Source organism: Ruegeria sp., from assembly GCF_965199275.1.
Taxonomy (GTDB): domain Bacteria; phylum Pseudomonadota; class Alphaproteobacteria; order Rhodobacterales; family Rhodobacteraceae; genus Ruegeria.
In genome coordinates this window covers 157,226-176,015 of record NZ_CBDAQX010000014.1, presented here as the reverse complement: position 1 = coordinate 176,015, position 18,790 = coordinate 157,226, and the positions used below count along the sequence as shown (strand labels likewise).

Annotated in this window: 24 protein-coding genes and 2 tRNA genes; 13 read left to right on the top strand and 13 right to left on the bottom strand. The window is 59.1% G+C overall.

Annotation, left to right across the window (positions count from 1 at the left end):
• Positions 1–70 precede the first annotated feature (70 nt).
• The 4 genes from ACOERD_RS10780 to ACOERD_RS10765 all read left to right on the top strand — a co-directional run bounded on the left by ACOERD_RS10780 (position 71) and on the right by ACOERD_RS10765 (position 4,605).
• On the top strand, positions 71–451 hold the full coding sequence (locus ACOERD_RS10780) for a response regulator transcription factor (RefSeq protein WP_419739029.1): 381 nt from the start codon (positions 71–73) through the stop codon (positions 449–451).
• Positions 448–756, top strand: a complete 309-nt coding sequence (locus tag ACOERD_RS10775; RefSeq protein ID WP_419739028.1) for a hypothetical protein — start codon at positions 448–450, stop codon at positions 754–756. Before ACOERD_RS10780 ends, ACOERD_RS10775 begins: the two co-directional genes overlap by 4 nt.
• Positions 756–3,434 carry an ATP-binding protein gene (locus ACOERD_RS10770; RefSeq protein ID WP_419739027.1) on the top strand — a complete coding sequence of 893 codons (2,679 nt, stop codon included), beginning with the start codon at positions 756–758 and terminating at the stop codon, positions 3,432–3,434. The genes ACOERD_RS10775 and ACOERD_RS10770 overlap by 1 nt, the downstream gene beginning before the upstream one ends.
• 76 nt (positions 3,435–3,510) lie before the next feature.
• Positions 3,511–4,605: a FliM/FliN family flagellar motor C-terminal domain-containing protein gene (locus ACOERD_RS10765; RefSeq protein ID WP_419739026.1), complete on the top strand. Its 1,095-nt coding sequence runs from the start codon at positions 3,511–3,513 to the stop codon at positions 4,603–4,605.
• A 1-nt stretch (position 4,606) separates the two neighbouring features.
• On the opposite strand, the gene ACOERD_RS10760 is transcribed toward ACOERD_RS10765, so the two are convergent.
• From ACOERD_RS10760 to ACOERD_RS10750, 3 genes are read right to left on the bottom strand one after another with little or no spacing between them, the layout of a single operon-like run.
• Positions 4,607–5,038, bottom strand: a complete 432-nt coding sequence (locus ACOERD_RS10760) for a TIGR01244 family sulfur transferase (protein WP_170678331.1) — start codon at positions 5,036–5,038, stop codon at positions 4,607–4,609.
• 9 nt (positions 5,039–5,047) lie between these two features.
• A complete protein-coding gene (locus ACOERD_RS10755; protein ID WP_419739025.1) occupies positions 5,048–5,479 on the bottom strand; it encodes a DUF6691 family protein in 432 nt (143 codons plus the stop codon).
• Positions 5,479–5,817, bottom strand: coding sequence for a YeeE/YedE family protein (locus tag ACOERD_RS10750; RefSeq protein WP_419739024.1), 339 nt, complete (start codon positions 5,815–5,817; stop codon positions 5,479–5,481). The genes ACOERD_RS10755 and ACOERD_RS10750 overlap by 1 nt, the downstream gene beginning before the upstream one ends.
• Between ACOERD_RS10750 and ACOERD_RS10745 the strand changes: the two genes are divergently transcribed.
• Positions 5,810–7,552 carry an IS1634 family transposase gene (locus tag ACOERD_RS10745; protein WP_419737624.1) on the top strand — a complete coding sequence of 581 codons (1,743 nt, stop codon included), beginning with the start codon at positions 5,810–5,812 and terminating at the stop codon, positions 7,550–7,552. The genes ACOERD_RS10750 and ACOERD_RS10745 overlap by 8 nt on opposite strands.
• Before the next feature lie 6 nt (positions 7,553–7,558).
• On the opposite strand, the gene ACOERD_RS10740 is transcribed toward ACOERD_RS10745, so the two are convergent.
• Genes ACOERD_RS10740 through ACOERD_RS10725 form a run of 4 tightly spaced genes read right to left on the bottom strand, consistent with a single transcriptional unit; the run spans position 7,559 to position 10,425 of the window.
• On the bottom strand, positions 7,559–8,059 hold the full coding sequence (locus ACOERD_RS10740) for a DUF6691 family protein (RefSeq protein WP_419739023.1): 501 nt from the start codon (positions 8,057–8,059) through the stop codon (positions 7,559–7,561).
• Entirely contained in the window at positions 8,059–8,478 is a 420-nt protein-coding gene (locus ACOERD_RS10735; RefSeq protein ID WP_419739022.1) for a YeeE/YedE family protein, read from the bottom strand. Before ACOERD_RS10735 ends, ACOERD_RS10740 begins: the two co-directional genes overlap by 1 nt.
• Positions 8,479–8,508: 30 nt before the next feature.
• Positions 8,509–9,372 carry an MBL fold metallo-hydrolase gene (locus ACOERD_RS10730; RefSeq protein WP_419739021.1) on the bottom strand — a complete coding sequence of 288 codons (864 nt, stop codon included), beginning with the start codon at positions 9,370–9,372 and terminating at the stop codon, positions 8,509–8,511.
• 21 nt (positions 9,373–9,393) lie between these two features.
• On the bottom strand, positions 9,394–10,425 hold the full coding sequence (locus ACOERD_RS10725; protein ID WP_419737763.1) for an IS110 family transposase: 1,032 nt from the start codon (positions 10,423–10,425) through the stop codon (positions 9,394–9,396).
• 471 nt (positions 10,426–10,896) lie between these two features.
• Between ACOERD_RS10725 and ACOERD_RS10720 the strand changes: the two genes are divergently transcribed.
• The gene (locus ACOERD_RS10720) at positions 10,897–11,112 is read left to right on the top strand and encodes a hypothetical protein (RefSeq protein WP_170468079.1); all 216 of its coding nucleotides are present in this window, start codon (positions 10,897–10,899) and stop codon (positions 11,110–11,112) included.
• Positions 11,113–11,121: 9 nt separating this feature from the next.
• Here the strand turns inward: ACOERD_RS10720 and ACOERD_RS10715 are convergent, their stop codons facing one another.
• Positions 11,122–11,340: a hypothetical protein gene (locus tag ACOERD_RS10715; protein WP_419739020.1), complete on the bottom strand. Its 219-nt coding sequence runs from the start codon at positions 11,338–11,340 to the stop codon at positions 11,122–11,124.
• A gap of 164 nt (positions 11,341–11,504) precedes the next feature.
• Here ACOERD_RS10715 and ACOERD_RS10710 point away from each other — a divergent pair, with 164 nt between their 5' ends.
• Positions 11,505–11,771 (top strand): DUF2312 domain-containing protein, encoded by a 267-nt coding sequence (locus tag ACOERD_RS10710; RefSeq protein WP_170374913.1) that lies wholly within the window; start codon positions 11,505–11,507, stop codon positions 11,769–11,771.
• Between the two features lie 16 nt (positions 11,772–11,787).
• On the opposite strand, the gene ACOERD_RS10705 is transcribed toward ACOERD_RS10710, so the two are convergent.
• Positions 11,788–12,663 carry a hypothetical protein gene (locus tag ACOERD_RS10705; protein ID WP_419739019.1) on the bottom strand — a complete coding sequence of 292 codons (876 nt, stop codon included), beginning with the start codon at positions 12,661–12,663 and terminating at the stop codon, positions 11,788–11,790.
• 390 nt (positions 12,664–13,053) lie between these two features.
• Positions 13,054–13,236 (bottom strand): hypothetical protein, encoded by a 183-nt coding sequence (locus tag ACOERD_RS10700; RefSeq protein WP_419739018.1) that lies wholly within the window; start codon positions 13,234–13,236, stop codon positions 13,054–13,056.
• Here ACOERD_RS10700 and ACOERD_RS10695 point away from each other — a divergent pair.
• The 3 genes from ACOERD_RS10695 to ACOERD_RS10685 all read left to right on the top strand — a co-directional run bounded on the left by ACOERD_RS10695 (position 13,229) and on the right by ACOERD_RS10685 (position 15,392).
• Positions 13,229–14,971 (top strand): IS1634 family transposase, encoded by a 1,743-nt coding sequence (locus ACOERD_RS10695; RefSeq protein WP_419737624.1) that lies wholly within the window; start codon positions 13,229–13,231, stop codon positions 14,969–14,971. The two genes, ACOERD_RS10700 and ACOERD_RS10695, sit on opposite strands and share 8 nt — an antisense overlap.
• A 234-nt stretch (positions 14,972–15,205) precedes the next feature.
• Positions 15,206–15,280 (top strand) — tRNA-Gly (locus tag ACOERD_RS10690).
• A gap of 37 nt (positions 15,281–15,317) precedes the next feature.
• Positions 15,318–15,392 (top strand) — tRNA-Gly (locus tag ACOERD_RS10685).
• A 125-nt stretch (positions 15,393–15,517) separates the two neighbouring features.
• Here ACOERD_RS10685 and ACOERD_RS10680 read toward each other — a convergent pair.
• Entirely contained in the window at positions 15,518–15,757 is a 240-nt protein-coding gene (locus ACOERD_RS10680) for an Lrp/AsnC family transcriptional regulator (RefSeq protein ID WP_419739017.1), read from the bottom strand.
• Positions 15,758–15,911: 154 nt separating this feature from the next.
• Between ACOERD_RS10680 and hisB the strand changes: the two genes are divergently transcribed.
• Both hisB and hisH read left to right on the top strand, forming a co-directional pair.
• Positions 15,912–16,499: an imidazoleglycerol-phosphate dehydratase HisB gene (gene hisB / locus ACOERD_RS10675; RefSeq protein ID WP_170460832.1), complete on the top strand. Its 588-nt coding sequence runs from the start codon at positions 15,912–15,914 to the stop codon at positions 16,497–16,499.
• Positions 16,500–17,138: an imidazole glycerol phosphate synthase subunit HisH gene (hisH, locus tag ACOERD_RS10670; protein ID WP_419739016.1), complete on the top strand. Its 639-nt coding sequence runs from the start codon at positions 16,500–16,502 to the stop codon at positions 17,136–17,138. It abuts the gene before it with no gap.
• Positions 17,139–17,142: 4 nt separating this feature from the next.
• Here the strand turns inward: hisH and ACOERD_RS10665 are convergent, their stop codons facing one another.
• Complete coding sequence (locus tag ACOERD_RS10665) at positions 17,143–17,544, bottom strand: DUF2147 domain-containing protein (RefSeq protein ID WP_170374923.1); 402 nt, start codon at positions 17,542–17,544, stop codon at positions 17,143–17,145.
• Between the two features lie 123 nt (positions 17,545–17,667).
• Here ACOERD_RS10665 and hisA point away from each other — a divergent pair, with 123 nt between their 5' ends.
• Positions 17,668–18,387, top strand: a complete 720-nt coding sequence (gene hisA, locus ACOERD_RS10660; protein ID WP_419739015.1) for a 1-(5-phosphoribosyl)-5-[(5-phosphoribosylamino)methylideneamino]imidazole-4-carboxamide isomerase — start codon at positions 17,668–17,670, stop codon at positions 18,385–18,387.
• 5 nt (positions 18,388–18,392) lie between these two features.
• Here the strand turns inward: hisA and ACOERD_RS10655 are convergent, their stop codons facing one another.
• The gene (locus tag ACOERD_RS10655) at positions 18,393–18,785 is read right to left on the bottom strand and encodes a DUF302 domain-containing protein (RefSeq protein WP_170637264.1); all 393 of its coding nucleotides are present in this window, start codon (positions 18,783–18,785) and stop codon (positions 18,393–18,395) included.
• Positions 18,786–18,790 lie beyond the last annotated feature (5 nt).

Here is an 18,790-nt window from a genome sequence, read left to right as displayed (position 1 = left end):
CCGAACAACCGCTTAATCTGGCGATGACCGGTTCCGGGGTGGAGGCCAGTCATCGGGAGGATATACACAAATGAGCCGTAAGGTTCTGTTGATTGAGGATGAGCCCAACATCGCCGAGGCCATCCGGTTCTTGCTGACTCGTGAGGGGTGGCAGGTCGAGACACACGGCGATGGTGCGGATGCGCTTCAGGTGATCCGGGGCGCGCAGCCCGATCTGGTGATTCTGGACGTGATGCTGCCGGGCAAAAGCGGGATGGACATTCTGCGCGATCTGCGCGCCTTGGACGACATGCAGGACCTGCCGGTTCTGATGCTGACCGCGCGCGGGCAGTCCAGAGATCGTGAGATGGCCGAGAATGCGGGCGTCAGCCGCTTTATGACCAAACCGTTTTCCAACGCTGAGGTGCTGACCGCCGTGCGCGATCTGCACGCGCAGGCGACGCAGTTATGACGTCGCCCGAGGGTCAGGACCGCACGTCGCGCGGTGCGCGGCCCTCTTTGTTTCTGGAACGGCAAAGCTATCGACGGCGCAGGTTGGCGGATTCGGCTCGGTTTCTGCCCTTTCTGGGCGGAGCGCTGCTGGTACTGCCGCTGCTGTGGCCAGCTGCCGAGTCTGAATCCGGCGGTGTGCCGCTGTCGTCGGCAATCTTCTACATTTTCGCCTGCTGGATCGGTCTGATTCTGATCAGCCTGATTTTTGGCCTCATTGCCCGGCGCTCTGGCGCGGATGACAGCCACGGTTCGGACGCGGGCTGATGGCAACGCTGAACGTCCTGATTCTGGTCTGTCTGGGCTATGTCGTTCTGCTGTTCGGCGTGGCCTTTGCCGCAGACAGGATGGCGGTGGCCGGACGGGGCAAATGGCTGCGTTCTCCTTTGATCTACACGCTGTCCCTCTCGATCTACTGCACGGCCTGGACCTTTTATGGCGCGGTTGGCAATGCGGCGCGGTCGGGGTTGGAGTTCGTGACAATCTATCTCGGGCCGACGCTGGTGATGATCAGCTGGTGGTGGGGGCTGCGCAAACTGGTGCGGGTCGGGCGCAGCCAGCGCGTGACCTCGATCGCGGACCTTTTGTCCTCGCGCTATGGCAAGTCGAACACGCTGGCGGTGTGCGTCACGATTCTGGCCGTGATTGGCGGCACGCCCTATATAGCGCTGCAATTGCAGTCGATTACCCTGTCTTTCTCGATCTTTGCCGAGGCCGACCCCTCGGGCCTCTATCGCGAAGGCTCCAGCGTTTTCTGGGTGGCAGCTGGGCTGGCGATGTTTGCGATCCTGTTTGGCACCCGAAATCTGGATGCCAATGAACGCCACCACGGCGTGGTCACTGCCATTGCGGTCGAGTCGGTGGTCAAACTGTTTGCGCTGGTGGCTGTCGGCATCTTCGTCGTCTGGGGCGTTGCCGGTGGCTTTGGTCCGATGATGGAGCGGATCGACGCCTCGGAGATTGGCAAATGGCAAGTGGATGCCGGGCGCTGGACAACCTTTATTTTCCTGTCCGCCGCCGCCTTTGTCTGCTTGCCGCGCATGTTCCAGGTGATGGTGGTTGAGAATGATGACGAGGGCCATCTGCGCACCGCCGCCTGGGCCTTTCCCTTATACTTGCTGCTGATGAGCCTGTTTGTTGTCCCCATCGCCGTTGTCGGCCTCGATTTATTGCCGGAAGGGTCCAACCCGGATCTGTTCGTTCTGACCGTACCTTTATCGCAAGGCAAGGACGGGCTGGCGATGCTGTCCTTTATCGGAGGGTTCTCATCGGCGACCTCGATGGTGATCGTAACGGCAATGGCCCTGTCGACGATGGTTTCGAACCATGTCGTAATGCCGATCTGGCTGAATACGCATGAGCGCGTTGGGGCTGTGCCCGGAGACGTGCGCAACATCGTTTTGATGGCCCGGCGTATCTCGATCGCTGCGATCATGGCGCTGGGCTATTTTTACTACAGCCTGTCTGGCGGCGGCGCGGCGCTGGCTTCGATCGGGTTGGTGGCCTTTAGCGGTATTTCGCAAATCCTGCCCGCGATGGTCGGCGGATTGTTCTGGCGCGGAGCCACCAGAACCGGTGCCTTGGCGGGTTTGACCGTGGGCTTTGTTTTATGGATCTACACGCTACTTCTTCCCGGAATGGGGGCGGCGTGGATGCCCGAGAGTGTGCTGCTGAACGGACCATTTGGAATTGCATGGCTGCGACCTCAGGCCCTGTTCGGGATCGAAGGTATCGACCCAATGGTGCATTCGGTCATGTGGTCAATTTCCTTGAATGCGATTGTGTTCTGTGTTGCGTCCCTGCTGAGCTTTCCCAGCCCGTTGGAGCGGCTTCAGGGCGCGCAATTCGTCAATGTCTTTGACCACTCGGTCGCGCCGCGTGGCTGGACCGGGTCGGTTGCGCAAAGCGAAGACCTGATGATCATGACCCAGCGCATTCTGGGCACATCGCCCGCCCAGGAACTGTTCCAGCGGGAGGCCGAGCTTCAGGGCGGACGCTCGCCCTTGCCGGAGCCGACACCCGGGTTTCTGGCCCGGCTTGAGAGGGAGCTCAGCGGTTCGGTGGGGGCTGCGACGGCACATGCGATGATCGGACAGATCGTGGGCGGTGCCTCGGTTTCGGTTGAGGACCTCTTGGCCGTTGCCGACGAATCTGCGCAATTGCTGGAATATTCCAGCCAGTTGGAAGAGAAATCTGCCGAACTTAGCCGCACGGCACGCCAGTTGCGCGATGCCAACGCCAAGCTGACCCAAATATCTGAGCAGAAAGACAGCTTCCTTAGTCAGGTAAGTCATGAATTGCGCACGCCCATGACCTCGATCCGGGCGTTTTCCGAGATCATGCGCGACACCGAAGGGCTGAGCGGTGAAGAACAGACCCGCTATGCCACTATTATCCACGATGAAGCGCTGCGCCTGACGCGTCTGCTGGACGATCTGCTCGACCTCAGCGTTCTTGAGAACGGGCAGGTCAGGCTGAACCTCGGCGACGATACGTTGCGTTCGGTTCTGGATCGGTCGATCTCCAGCGCGCTGGCGGGCACGGATCAGCGGCTGGTTGTGCGGCGCAGCAAGGCATCCGAGCGTATCCCCTTGCAAACTGATCTCGACCGCTTGGGGCAGGTGTTTATCAACCTCATCTCCAATGCGCGGAAATACTGTGATGCCGATGAGCCCGTTCTGACGATCTCGGCGCATGATGTGGGCGGGCAGCTGGTTGTGGACTTCATTGACAATGGCAGCGGTGTCCCGCCCGAGGCGCGGTCGATGATCTTTGAGAAATTCGCCCGGGTCGGGGGGGATAAGGCCGGCGGTGCCGGGCTGGGTTTGGCGATCTGCCGCGAGATCATGCACCGTTTGGGCGGTGATATCACATATCTGCCGGGGCAGGGCGGTGCCGCGTTCCGGGTCAGCCTGCCTTTGGCCTACCGGCAAGCGGCACAATAGTTTGGTTTAAAGAAGTTCGTAACCTCTTCCGGGTTACACCAAGACTCACGACAAGAAATTGGATGGTACCGAAGCCATGGCACACACGGCCGGCGCCGCTCTGGCGCGCAAATTGTCATTGGGGCAGGGGGATCTGGGGGATCGACCCCGCTCGATCCTGCGGGCGTTGCGTCTGGGCTTTGCGCGGGCCGCAGGTGAGCGTTTGAATCTTCCGCTGGCTATTATTGGTGCAAAGCAGGCAGACCGGGCGCAGGCTGGCCTTGCGGCCACATTGGCCGAGGATTGGCTGCTTCTGAAATTTACGGGGCCAGAGGGGGTTGCCGCGGCCTGTCTGGATTTGAACTGCGTCTCGGCCATCGTTCAGACCCAAACAATTGGTGAGGTTACTTCGGACGCGCCCGCCGCGAGAGGCTTTACGGATACGGACGCCGCCATGGCAGCCCCGCTGGTCGAGGATGCATTGCGCCGTGCCGTCGGTCTGGTCGATGCGGCAGATCAGCAGGGTTTGACAGGGTATGAGTATACCTCACGGGCGGCGGATTTGCGTGGTCTGATCTTATCGCTGGAGGCAGACAGCTGCCGAGTTTTTGACCTGACCGTGGAACTTGGAGGCGGGTTGCGTCAGGGCCAGATCACGATCGTGCTGCCTGATCCGCTCGCGCCCGACGAAGCTGAGGTCGAGCTGGATATCGACACTGGCCCTCGGCTGGAGCAGTCATCAGGCGTCGTCCGAGCCGAGCTGAACGTCGTGGTGTGCCGGATGAGGTTGCCGTTGGCACATCTTTCCACGCTTGAGGTAGGCAGCCTGTTGCCGCTGACCGGCGCACGCTTGGACCGGACTGAGGTTCTGACGATCGAACGCACCCGCGCCTCGGTCGGGCGTCTGGGGCAGTCGGGCGGGATGCGCGCCGTTCGGCTGAACGAAAACGTACCGCTGCCCGCGCTGGATGCTTTGGAGTCCGCCGAATTCATAGAAAGCCGACCGGCCAGTGTCCGGGGCGATATGGCTGACACGGACGTAGATATCCTGTCCGACCCTCTCGATCTGGTCGCGAGCCACTCAGTTGCCGATCCGGTCGACGACGACCTGAGCCTTGTTGAACCCGATCTAATGGCTGCAGAAATCTCGCAACTGGCGGGCCTCGATGGCCCGAAGTATGGGGAGGTCTGATCTAGTCTGACGTGTTGCGCAGTTGATCCAGAGTGGGGCGCAGCTGCTCCAACTGATACCCGGCATTGGTGGTGGCAGTCAGAATCTCATCCGTACTCATCTGGTCGCATTGACCCAGAGCCCAAACAACCGAACAACGCGTGCCGGACGCGCAATATGCCAGAACCGGGCCAGAGCAACTTTCGGCCATATCCCTCTGCCGGGCGACATTCTCGGGTGTCATTGTCTGGTGGGTCAGTTCCAGCACCTCGTATTCCAGCCCTGCTGCGCGGACCGCGTCTCCGATCGCATCCGATTGCATGATCTCGGGGACCTCAGCATTGGGTCGGTTGCAGATAACCTTGACGAAGCCGGCCTCGGCAATAGCGGGCACGTCCTCGACAGTGATCTGCGGGGACACGGCGTAGCGGGGGGTTATAGGTCGAATCTCCATGCCAATTGATTAGGCCGCGTTGGCCGCCCTGTCCAGTTGCGCGCGCAGCCCCGGCGCCAACCGCATCCCCGCCGCCATCGCAACCAGAAAGACGGCGCTGCTGGTCCCGCCATAGGACAGTGCCGCCATGGCTGGGCCTGGGCATAGGCCGACCAATCCCCAGCCTGCGCCAAACAGGACTGAGCCGAGGATCAGCCCTCGGTCAAGTTCGGGCCGAGCAGGTGCGGGAAATGTGCCGCAAGTCACCGGTTGGCGGGTCTTGGTCATGCGCCACGCGACCAACATGGGCAGAATCGCGCCTCCCATGACGAAGGCAAGTGTCGGGTCCCATGCGCCGAAGATATCCAGCCAGCCTTGTACCTTTTGGGTATCCGTCATCCCCGACAGCAACAGCCCCGCGCCAAAAAGCGCGCCCGATAGCAAAGCGATCAACAACCGCATCAGATCACCCCCAAACCGTGGCGGAACAACGCCAAAACCACCGCTCCAGCAGCGATATAGATTAGGGTCGCAACAATCCAGCGTAGAGAAAACCGAGAGATGCCGCAGACCCCATGACCCGATGTGCAACCGTTGGCCAACCGCGTGCCAATGCCAACGAGCAACCCGGCGACGACCAGGAGGCCCAGATTTTCCTGACTTCCGACCTTTTTGTTGATCTGACTGGGTTTTTGGTTTGTTTTCAGGTGTGGTTGCTCAGAGGCGCGTTGTAGTGCCCCATTATTATAAAAAGTATTGACATGGGCCTTCAGATGGCTAACCTCTTCGCCCATGTTCATCCGCACCAAACATGACGCAAAGCTCAACCGCACACGGATCCAGATCGTTGAATCCGTCCGCACCGGCTCCAAGGTACGCCAGAAGATCCTGCGCCATGTGGGTGTGGCCCATAACGACAGCGAGATTGAGGATATCAAGCGTCTGGCGGGCCGCTTGATGGAGCAATTACGCATTGATCGCTCGCCGCAAATGGAACTGTTCACGCCCACGGAATATGCCGATCTGCAGGCGCTGGTGCGCCGCGCTCCGCGGCCGGACAAGCTTGGCGTTGATCTTGCCGAGTGCCGTGAGGAGGCGCGGGTCTCTCTGGGTCTGCGGGATGTCATGGGGACGATGTATGACCAACTGGGTTGGGGGGCCCTTCTGGGGGCGGCGCGTAAAAGTGCCAATCGCATTGTGAAAGAGCTGGTTATGGCGCGGATCGCACAGCCCGAGAGCAAGCGCGCGACCGTGGAGGCGTTGGAGAACCAGGCAGGCATCACGCTCAATCTGGACGTGGTCTATCGGAGCATGGATTACATCAATACGCCGGTGATAGACGGGATTTGCAAAACCTCTCACGCGGCGGCAGAGAAGTTGCTGGGCGGGCCAGTGACCGTGCTGTTCTACGATTGCACGACCCTGGCCTTTGACACCGAGCGCGAGGACCCGGCCGAGGATGCGGACGGGGTCGAGCAGGATCATCTTCTGGCCAAGGGCTTCAGCAAGGATGGCAAGCATCACCGCGCTCAGGTCATGCTGGCGCTGATCGTCACCTCCGATGGGCTGCCTGTGGGCTATGAACTCTTCCCGGGAAACACCTGGGAAGGTCATACGCTGGAAGCTGCGCTGAAGGCGTTGGAGGGACGCTTCGACGTGGCCAGGGTCACGTTCGTGGCCGATGCCGCCATGCTCAGCAAGGACAACCAGCAGATGTTGCAGAACAAGGGTCTGCCCTACATCCTCGGCTATCGCATGAAGTCCGCCCCGGCCGCCGTGAAGGCGAACATTTTGAGCCCGGAGGGACGCCAGCCTTGGGCTGGACACGGTTCTGAAGAGGCAACCGAGAAGGGCTGGTACAAGGTGATCGACCAGGAGGGAGCGCGGGTCATTGTGACCTGGTCACCCACCCGGGCACGCAATGATGCCCACAAGCGCGACAAGGCAATCGAAAAGCTGCACAAGAAGCTCAAGCGCTCTCGCAAACCCGGCAGCTTCAGCAGCCGGGGATATGGCCGCTTCCTGGCCTTCCCCGACAGCGGGGACGTCACGCTGGATGATGCAAAGATCAAGGCAGCGGCACAATGGGACGGGCTGCATGCCATTGTTGTTCATGGTGCGGACGAACTGGAGGCACAGGACGTCATTGCCCGCTATCACCAGTTGTGGGAGATCGAAGCCTGCTTCCGCACCAACAAGCACGATCTGAAAATCCGGCCCATCTATCACTGGTCGCCGCGTCGGGTCCGGGCCCATATCGCCATCTGCTACATGGCCTTCTGCTGCCTGCAGCACCTGCGCAAGCATCTGGACCTGCTCGGACACCCGATGAGCCCGGCTCGTATCCGCAACGAGTTGAACGCATTGCAGCTCTCGATCCTGCGCCACAAAGGCACCCCTGACCGCTACGGCATGCCAAGCCATGCCACGGTCGATGCCAGACGCATCCTCACCTGCGTCGGCCTGACCTGGAACGAAGCCCCTTTCAAGATACCCCCCGGGCGCACCCGAAAAACTGGCCAGACCAAAGCCTGAGCTCCCTCAACACTCCGAAACAATCGCTGGCGAAAAAAGTCCGTGTAGTGCCTTTTGGCAACCAAGGCATAATAATATCAATGACTTATACGAAAAAATGTCGGAAGTCAGGAGCCCCGGCGCCAACCGCATCCCCGCCGCCATCGCAACCAGAAAGACGGCGCTGCTGGTCCCGCCATAGGACAGTGCCGCCATGGCTGGGCCTGGGCATAGGCCGACCAATCCCCAGCCTGCGCCAAACAGGACTGAGCCGAGGATCAGCCCTCGGTCAAGTTCGGGCCGAGCAGGTGCGGGAAATGTGCCGCAAGTCACCGGTTGGCGGGTCTTGGTCATGCGCCACGCGACCAACATGGGCAGAATCGCGCCTCCCATGACGAAGGCAAGTGTCGGGTCCCATGCGCCGAAGATATCCAGCCAGCCTTGTACCTTTTGGGTATCCGTCATCCCCGACAGCAACAGCCCCGCGCCAAAAAGCGCGCCCGATAGCAAAGCGATCAACAACCGCATCAGATCACCCCCAAACCGTGGCGGAACAACGCCAAAACCACCGCTCCAGCAGCGATATAGATTAGGGTCGCAACAATCCAGCGTAGAGAAAACCGAGAGATGCCGCAGACCCCATGACCCGATGTGCAACCGTTGGCCAACCGCGTGCCAATGCCAACGAGCAACCCGGCGACGACCAGGAGGCCCAGATTTTCTGTCAGGTGAGTTTGAGGCTGTTCGCTCATCAGACGGCTCATGATCAGCGGCATACCGATCAGCCCCAAGACAAATACCAGTTTCTCGCGCCTTGCCGGGCCGTCGATTAAACCTCCCAGAATCCCACTGGCTCCCATGATTCGGCCATTGCCAAGCAGGTAAAGCGCAGCGCCGCAGCCGATCAGGATGCCGCCACAAAGGCCCCATATCCAGTCCGGGTTCATTCTATGTCCATCCTATACTGTTGGCGCGGGTCACAGCTTGTTGATCGGCAATTTCAGGAAAACATCGCCCTGTTCGTCGGCCGGGGGCATCTGACCCGCGCGCATATTGACCTGAAGCGACGGCAGAATCAGCTTGGGTTTGGAGAGGGTCGCATCGCGTGCGTCCCGCATTTCCACAAACTCTTCGATGCTGCGACCTTGCCCGATATGGATGTTCAGCGCTTTTTGCTCGCCCACCGTCGTCTCCCACGCATACTCATCCCGGCCCGGAGCTTTGTAGTCGTGCCCTACAAAAATGCGGGTCTCATCGGGCAGAGACAGGATTTTCTGGATTGAAGCAAAAAGGGTCTCGGACGAGCCGCCCGGGAAATCGCATCGTGCGGTGCCGAAGTCGGGCATGAACAAGGTGTCGCCGACAAAAGCGGCATCGCCGATCACATAGGTCAAGCAGGCCGGCGTATGACCTGGTGTGTGCAGCACATCGCCTCGCATCTGTCCGATGTGGAAACTGTCGCCCTCGCGGAAGAGGGCATCAAACTGGCTGCCATCGCGCTGGAACTCGGTCCCTTCGTTGAAGATTTTGCCAAAGGTTTCCTGCACCTCGACGATGTGATGTCCGATCCCGATTTTGCCGCCCAGTTCCTGCTGCAGATATGGCGCAGCCGAGAGGTGGTCTGCATGCACATGGCTTTCCAAAATCCACTCGGTCTTGAGGTCTTTGGCGTGTACATAAGCGATGATCTGGTCGGCAGAGCTTGTCCCCGTCCGGCCCGAGGCATGATCGAAATCCAGAACGCTATCGATAATCGCACAAGCGCGGCTGCTGTCTTCGTGGACGGCGTACGAGACCGTAAAGGTCTGGTCGTCGAAGAACGCTTTCACATTTGGCTTCATGGTTTCCTCCTATGATGATTGTCAAGCATGACATTGATTTTGTTTGATTTTAAATTCGACAAAATCGTCGAAGACCCAGCCGTTCTTGAGCGTGTCATAGATGATCTTGAGCAGCTTGCGGGCAGTGGCTATGATCGCCTTGCCCGCGCCACGGCGTTCCTTGATGCGCCGATAATGGCTGTTGAGATATCCCGAATAGCGGATCGCGATGAGCGTACATTGCACCAGCGTGGTGCGCATGAGCTTGTTGCCGCGCTTCGTGATCCGCCCGTGATGTTCGGTTTCGTTTGAGTTGCTCACCTTGGGCACGATGCCGACATAGGCGGCCAGCTTGTCCGCGTCGGAGAAGTCTTCAACCCTGCCGATCCCCGCCAGCAGGACCGCGGCAGATCGCGCACCGATCCCCTTGATGCTGGTGAGCCCCTCAAAGCCTTTCATGGCCGAGGCGGCCTCCTCGATGGCCTTGTCGAGACGGCTCAGGGTTTCGGTCAGGCCGAGCGCCTGGTCCCGCAATGCCGCCAGTTCGACCTGCTCAAGCGGTGTGAAGCGGCTGAGATCCAGGTCGCGCAGGCGCTTCTTGCTGGACAACCCTTCCTTCTTCAGCTTCATGCCGTGGCGGACAAACATCGCGTGGATGCCGTTCAGCAGCATGGTGCGCTGTTTGACCAGCATGTCACGCGTCCGGGTCAGCGAGGCCAGTTCGCTTTCCTGAGTGGACTTGAGCCGGGTTTCCGGCAGCATGTCTTTCGACAGGAAAAACGCCAGGGCGCGGGCATCGTTGCGATCGGTTTTCTTCACCGATGTGCGGATCACTTTAAACTGGCGCGGGTTGACCACAACGATCCGGCCGACACAGGGTTCCACCTCACCGCAGAACCAGGCCGTGTTGCCGGTGGCCTCGACCGCCAGTTCGTCATCCGCATCAAGGCTCTGACAGAACTGCTCAAGCGCCTGCGCGGACAGTTGAAAGGTTTGGAATGTTTCCGATCCGTCCGTCTCACGCCGACAGATCGTGAAGGAATTCGTATGAAGATCGACACCTATGTAAGCCATGGCTATACTCCCTGCTCAAGGAGGCGGAGCCCCCAATGGGGCGTGAACGGCCAAACCAAGCTCCTATGCAGGATCACCGGCCAAAACCGGGCCCTATGGGGGCTGTTCGGAAACAGGCGAAGGCTAAGCTCCACTACAGGGTCACAATGCCCTACGAAAACATCCAGCCTGAGACCTATCCGCCTCCCCGAATCCTCTAACAGATTCAGGGCGTTTGGCCGATCACAAATCATTCATACCCCCTCCACTTAGACAACATATAAGAAAAACAGAATATGATGCAAGAGCCAGTTCGGTTTTTGATGTCCGTCAAGGCACGACAGATGAAATTTGCCTAAACTTTAACCCAGACGCGCAGATTTGCCGAACAGGGTGTTTTAGCGGGCAATAAACCGCCATCGTTTCCGGTAGCATCTTAGTGTCGTATCCACGCTACCTATATCGGGGATACTGACAATTGGGAGGATCACAATGACGACAGATAACCTCTATTTCGAAGCGCAAGAGCTAGAGCAAAAACTTCAGAACGCTTGTCTGGATACCCGGTTGGCGCTGCAGCCCAGTTTCAGCAAGATCGTAGATCGCATGCGTCAGCAGGGGATGCATGTTCCGTCGCGCATGCGCCGACTGGATGCGGCCCTGTGCGAGGACGCGATGGAAGCGCGGTTTGACAATTTGCCGATCTGATTGATCGGGTTATCCCAGCGATATGCCGAGGATGACCAGCATTAGTCCCAAGACCGACAGAAACAATGCCCCAAGGTTCCAGGGCAGAACACCCTGAACAACAGCGCGTAGTTCGTCATCTGAAAGGCCTGCTTTGCGGGCCTTCATCACGCGAAGAATACACCAGACCAGACCGACAAGACCGGCCACTGACAGGGCGGCGCCGCCCCAGGTGATGATTTCGAACATGGTTGCCTGCCTCTGCTGGTGCCGTGGTTTTGCGCTTAGCGGATCAGGGGCCTGCCGACAAGCCCGCCTAGGGGATTGGGTGCTTGCGACCCGGGCAGCGGCGATGTATCCGGCACCATGCCCGATGTCTCAGCATCGCAATTCAGCCTCTGGGAGAGACCTACATGGAAGACATGACCGAAGATCAGGCCGCCGCCAACTACCGCGTGACTGCAGGCGAGCTGCGCCAGTTCATCGAACGGATCGAGCGTCTGGATGCCGAAAAGAAAGATCTGGCCGAGCAGCAAAAAGAGGTCATGGCCGAAGCGAAAGCGCGCGGCTACGACACCAAGGTCATGCGCAAATTGGTCGCTCTGCGCAAGCGCGACAAGGATGATATCGCCGAAGAAGAGGCGGTTCTCGAAATGTATAAGGAAGCTCTGGGTATGTAATGCGATGCAGCCCGTGTCAGGGCTGCAGCACCCTTACGCCCGGCATAGCGCATAGTGCCGCGAGATCCTGTTCGTAGATCTCGGAAAACGCGCTGACCACATCGGAATTCCAACCCGAAATCTCAAGCTCTTCTTCGATCTGCGCCGGGTCGGCATGTTCATCAAACAGATGGGTCAGACTATCCCGTAGCATGTCCCGATCCTGCCACGCTATTTGTTCCAACAGTTGCGTCAGCTCTGCACGACCGGCGTCTGTTAGCACCGAAGCAAGGAACGCGTATTCATGTTGCAGGGCCGCTTTGTCGGGTAGTCTGGCAAGCGTTCTGAGGATATCGCCCCAGATAAGCGGAGTGTCTTCATTGGCCCAGAGCGTGATCTGAACGTTCGGAGCTCTTTCTCGCAGGTCGTTGATCATGGTCAGCCAGTTCAGGTTGCTCAAGTCGGTATTCCCTAGAACGGCTTTCCGCCGCTCTTCGGGCAGTGACATCAGCAATTTCGAGATGAAGCTCGCCGGGTTGACCAGCGCGAAACACAGCTCGATTTGATCCGCCTCTAGAACACGGTCCAGGAACGCAATCCGCTCGGCCGCATTTGGATAAAACTGCCCGTGCAGAATCGCGGCTCGTCTGGGGCCAAAAACCTTGTCGCTGGACAGGACAACGCGATCACAAGTGGTGCGGTCGGGAAGAACCTCATTCAAGCCCATCTGGACATCTGGCAGAGGCACTCCGGTTGTCATGGAATCCGAGGCGACTTTCACAAACTGCCGCCCCTGCGCGAGGTCCAGAGGGATGACCCGCTGCTGGCTTAGAACCGCGGTGTTCGCCATTAGGGTTTCGATCAACCGGTCATTGTCGGAAAAGGCCACGCCTGCGTGGATAACAACCTGCATCTTCGTCCTGTTCTTGCCGGGCTCCTTTCTCCGGTGTTACATCCTGCGCCTTCATCGGTAAATGCCGTAACTGGAAAGCAGGTGGTTGGCTGCTGGCGTCGTTATGGAGAAATCGAGATTTGGCGCCCGTCTGCAAAAGTCAGCTTGGACCACGCCTGCTTCGAATGCGGTGCCTTCTTTTGGCAAATCCCGGCAAGATGGCCTATCCAGTCAAAACCTGCCGCTCATACATGGGGGAGGGGGCCTCGGCCAACGGATCGTCCTCGGGCGGACAGAGCAATACCGCGAAAACAATCAGCGCCGCCAACAGCGCCGTCTTCATTTCTGCCAAAGCTCTTGATTTCATCACGCGTCCCTTCGCTTTGTAAGCCTCATTACCCCTTCAACGCTTCAGCCCCGAAATTCCGTCGAAAGATTTTTGCAGGTTTCCTGACTTCCGACCTTTTTGTTGATCTGACTGGGTTTTTGGTTTGTTTTCAGGTGTGGTTGCTCAGAGGCGCGTTGTAGTGCCCCATTATTATAAAAAGTATTGACATGGGCCTTCAGATGGCTAACCTCTTCGCCCATGTTCATCCGCACCAAACATGACGCAAAGCTCAACCGCACACGGATCCAGATCGTTGAATCCGTCCGCACCGGCTCCAAGGTACGCCAGAAGATCCTGCGCCATGTGGGTGTGGCCCATAACGACAGCGAGATTGAGGATATCAAGCGTCTGGCGGGCCGCTTGATGGAGCAATTACGCATTGATCGCTCGCCGCAAATGGAACTGTTCACGCCCACGGAATATGCCGATCTGCAGGCGCTGGTGCGCCGCGCTCCGCGGCCGGACAAGCTTGGCGTTGATCTTGCCGAGTGCCGTGAGGAGGCGCGGGTCTCTCTGGGTCTGCGGGATGTCATGGGGACGATGTATGACCAACTGGGTTGGGGGGCCCTTCTGGGGGCGGCGCGTAAAAGTGCCAATCGCATTGTGAAAGAGCTGGTTATGGCGCGGATCGCACAGCCCGAGAGCAAGCGCGCGACCGTGGAGGCGTTGGAGAACCAGGCAGGCATCACGCTCAATCTGGACGTGGTCTATCGGAGCATGGATTACATCAATACGCCGGTGATAGACGGGATTTGCAAAACCTCTCACGCGGCGGCAGAGAAGTTGCTGGGCGGGCCAGTGACCGTGCTGTTCTACGATTGCACGACCCTGGCCTTTGACACCGAGCGCGAGGACCCGGCCGAGGATGCGGACGGGGTCGAGCAGGATCATCTTCTGGCCAAGGGCTTCAGCAAGGATGGCAAGCATCACCGCGCTCAGGTCATGCTGGCGCTGATCGTCACCTCCGATGGGCTGCCTGTGGGCTATGAACTCTTCCCGGGAAACACCTGGGAAGGTCATACGCTGGAAGCTGCGCTGAAGGCGTTGGAGGGACGCTTCGACGTGGCCAGGGTCACGTTCGTGGCCGATGCCGCCATGCTCAGCAAGGACAACCAGCAGATGTTGCAGAACAAGGGTCTGCCCTACATCCTCGGCTATCGCATGAAGTCCGCCCCGGCCGCCGTGAAGGCGAACATTTTGAGCCCGGAGGGACGCCAGCCTTGGGCTGGACACGGTTCTGAAGAGGCAACCGAGAAGGGCTGGTACAAGGTGATCGACCAGGAGGGAGCGCGGGTCATTGTGACCTGGTCACCCACCCGGGCACGCAATGATGCCCACAAGCGCGACAAGGCAATCGAAAAGCTGCACAAGAAGCTCAAGCGCTCTCGCAAACCCGGCAGCTTCAGCAGCCGGGGATATGGCCGCTTCCTGGCCTTCCCCGACAGCGGGGACGTCACGCTGGATGATGCAAAGATCAAGGCAGCGGCACAATGGGACGGGCTGCATGCCATTGTTGTTCATGGTGCGGACGAACTGGAGGCACAGGACGTCATTGCCCGCTATCACCAGTTGTGGGAGATCGAAGCCTGCTTCCGCACCAACAAGCACGATCTGAAAATCCGGCCCATCTATCACTGGTCGCCGCGTCGGGTCCGGGCCCATATCGCCATCTGCTACATGGCCTTCTGCTGCCTGCAGCACCTGCGCAAGCATCTGGACCTGCTCGGACACCCGATGAGCCCGGCTCGTATCCGCAACGAGTTGAACGCATTGCAGCTCTCGATCCTGCGCCACAAAGGCACCCCTGACCGCTACGGCATGCCAAGCCATGCCACGGTCGATGCCAGACGCATCCTCACCTGCGTCGGCCTGACCTGGAACGAAGCCCCTTTCAAGATACCCCCCGGGCGCACCCGAAAAACTGGCCAGACCAAAGCCTGAGCTCCCTCAACACTCCGAAACAATCGCTGGCGAAAAAAGTCCGTGTAGTGCCTTTTGGCAACCAAGGCATAATAATATCAATGACTTATACGAAAAAATGTCGGAAGTCAGGAAGCCTCATTACCCCTTCAACGCTTCAGCCCCGAAATTCCGTCGAAAGATTTTTGCAGGTTTTTGTCTTTTTCCGCTTGCAGGCTCGCGCGGGAATTTATACATCCCTCCTCACTCAACGGCGCGGGCGTAGCTCAGGGGTAGAGCATAACCTTGCCAAGGTTAGGGTCGGGCGTTCGAATCGCCTCGCCCGCTCCATTGAGTTAAGGTCTTCGGACCAAAATATGTATCTGATGCGGGCGTAGCTCAGGGGTAGAGCATAACCTTGCCAAGGTTAGGGTCGGGCGTTCGAATCGCCTCGCCCGCTCCAGACACAAAACTTCCCAAATAGTAGATCACGGTAAATATGCAGTGTCTGAGCATCTGTGTTTGGCATTGGCCCGGAGGTCTTTCGCGACCGGGCCGATTCTGCCGCATCAAGAGTGCAGGTTCAGATCAGATCGCTTTGAACGTCATCGTGGTCAAGGATCGTTCGATGTTTGGAATCACCAGCAGGTGTTCGTTGATGAAATGGCCCACATCCTCAGTCTCTGGGATATAGAGCTTCAGCAGCAGGTCGTATTCGCCGCTGGTGGAATAAAGTTCCGAGTGAATCTCGCGCAGGGCGATCTCTTCGGCGACCTTGTAGGTGGTACCGGGTTTGCAGCGGATCTGGATAAAAACGCAGGTGGACATGTGCCGGGCCTTTTGACTTGAGTTTCAGGCAGGCTGGCATGGCCCGGACCTGTGTGCAATCCCCTGCAACAGTTTGTACCGATTGCACTGCGGGCACTGGATCAACCCGCCCAACCCCGTCTATAAGCGCGCCTGTAGCAAAAGGAATTCGCCCATGCGCAGCGCAAAGATCAGCCGTCAGACCGCCGAGACCGAGATCTCGGTCGAGGTCAATCTGGACGGCACCGGCCAGTATGACAACCAGACCGGCGTTGGCTTCTTTGACCACATGCTGGATCAGTTGGCGCGTCATTCGCTGATCGACATGACGATCAGCGCCAAGGGCGACTATCACATCGACGACCACCACACGGTCGAAGACACCGGCATCGCGCTGGGTCAGGCTCTGACGCAGGCATTGGGCGACAAGAAAGGCATCCGCCGCTACGGCGAGTGTCACTTGCCCATGGATGACGCGCAGGTGCGGTGTGCGCTGGACCTGTCCGCGCGCCCGTTCCTGATCTGGAACGTGGACCTGCCGACCCAGAAGATCGGCACTTTCGACACCGAGCTGGTACGCGAGTTCTTTCAGGCGCTCAGCACCCATGGCGGCATCACGCTGCATATCGACCAGTTGCACGGTTTCAACAGCCACCACATCGCTGAGGCTGCCTTTAAGGCCGTTGCCCGCGCCCTGCGTGATGCGGTTGAGACCGACCCGCGCAAGGCGGATGCGATTCCGTCAACGAAGGGCGCGTTGTAAATGCTAACCGCGATTATCGACTACGAGAGCGGCAACCTGCACTCGGCCGAAAAAGCCTTTCAGCGTATGGCGAAAGAACTGCACGCGGGTGAGGTCGTTGTGACCTCGGACGCGGATGTAGTCGCGCGCGCGGACCGGCTGGTGCTACCCGGGGACGGAGCTTTTCCGGCCTGCGCTACCGAGCTGCGCGGTCACAAGGGCATTTATGATTCAATGGTTGAGGCGGTCGAACAGAAAGGTCGCCCCTTCCTCGGTATCTGCGTTGGGATGCAGTTGATGGCCTCAAAAGGCCATGAATACACCGAAACCGATGGTTTGGATTGGGTCGCTGGGGACGTGCTGCGGATCGAGCCTTCGGACGCTTCGCTCAAGGTGCCGCATATGGGCTGGAACGATCTTGTTCTGGATAGCGATCACCCGGTGTTTAATGGTGTCAAATCCGGCGATCATGTCTATTTCGTCCACTCCTACCATTTCCGCGTCGCGGATCCGGCGCAGCGGCTGGCTTACGTTGACTATGGGCAGGACGTCACGGCCGTAATTGGCCGCGACACGATGCTTGGGATGCAATTTCACCCCGAGAAAAGCCAGGATGTTGGCCTGCGTATGATCGGCAACTTCCTGACTTGGGCGCCGTAGGGCGTTACTGAATGCGAGTCCAGGTCTGCCCCCGGCAGACCAATCCGCCTGCGACACAGCCTTTGACCGTGAGCTGGTTCTGGCTGTCCAGTGTCATTTTGGAGTTGTAGGTCTTGTCGCGATCGGGGGCCCAGATCTTGCCGTTGTCATAGCTGCCACTGCCTTCTGCAACCATGTCCCAGATGATCTGTTTGCCCAGGTTTTCATAGTCCAGTATCTGGTCGCCATTGCCGTCAAAGGCGCTGTCGATAGTGCCGCAAATTGCGCTGCCGCATTCGCTGATCGACACGTGCAGGTACCCACCTGTGTCGCCCGGTTGTGTTTTCCAAAGCCCATCCGCCGGATCTGCCGCCATCGCGCCTGTGGCCAGCGATGCAAAAGCAATCGAAAGTGCAAGTTTCTTCATGATAACCTCCCTGATTTGGGTTCACTCTGGCCCGGTGTCGGGCTTCGGGCAAGATTGACTTTGCGTCGCTAACCCGCTTGTGCGATACGCCGCCCGTGTAACATTCAGATAAGGCCGCCCGACATGATCCTGTATCCCGCCATAGACCTGAAAGACGGCAACGCTGTTCGCCTGCTGCGCGGAGAAATGGACAAAGCCACCGTTTTCAACGAGGACCCGGCCGCGCAGGCCCGTGCCTTTGTTGATGCAGGATGTGAGTGGCTGCACCTTGTCGACCTGAACGGCGCCTTCGCGGGCGAGCCGGTCAACGCCGCTCCGGTCGAGGCGATCCTGAAGGCTTGCGACGTGCCCGCTCAGCTGGGTGGCGGTATCCGCGACATGGCTACGATCGAGACTTGGATCGAAAAGGGTTTGGCGCGTGTTATTCTGGGCACCGTTGCGGTCGAAAACCCCAATCTGGTGCGTGAGGCCGCAAAAGCCTTCCCCGGCAAGGTCGCAGTGGGTATCGACGCCCGCAATGGCATGGTTGCCACCAAAGGCTGGGCCGAGGAAACCGACGTGCAGGTCACTGATCTGGCGCGCAGTTTTGAGGACGCTGGCGTTGCGGCAATCATCTATACCGACATCAACCGCGACGGCGCGATGCAGGGCCCGAATATCGAGGCCACAGCCGCGCTGGCCCAAGCCGTCTCCATCCCGGTCATTGCCTCGGGTGGCGTCAGCTCATTGGACGATCTCATCGCCCTGCGCGATTGCGGAGTTGAGCTGAACGGCGCGATCTCGGGCCGGGCGCTGTATGATGGCGCGATTGACCTGGCCGAGGCCATTCGCGCCCTGAACTAAACGCCTTACTGCGCGGCAGCCGAGGTCAGTTTCTTCAACGCGCCGCGCATTTTCTCAATCACGGGAGAGTCTTCGACCTCGTCAAGTTCATCCATCGTCTCTTTTGGGTCTTCGTAGGCCAGCCAGACCTGCCCGTTCGCATCCTCATAGGCCTGCACTTTTAGCGGCAGGAACAGGCCTGCACGCGGGTCTATCTGCATCGCGGGTGTCCCGAGGGCTGGGTTGCCGAAGATCAGCACCTGATTGGGCGGAATCGGCGTGCCGACTTTTTCGGCACCGGCTGCGTGGTCGATGCGCGCGAAGACCGTTGCGCCTGCGTTGCCCACAGCGGCTTCGAGCGCGTCCAGCGCCTCGGGCACAGATTTTGTGGTTTCTACTTTGATGATATCGTCAGCCATTGCGG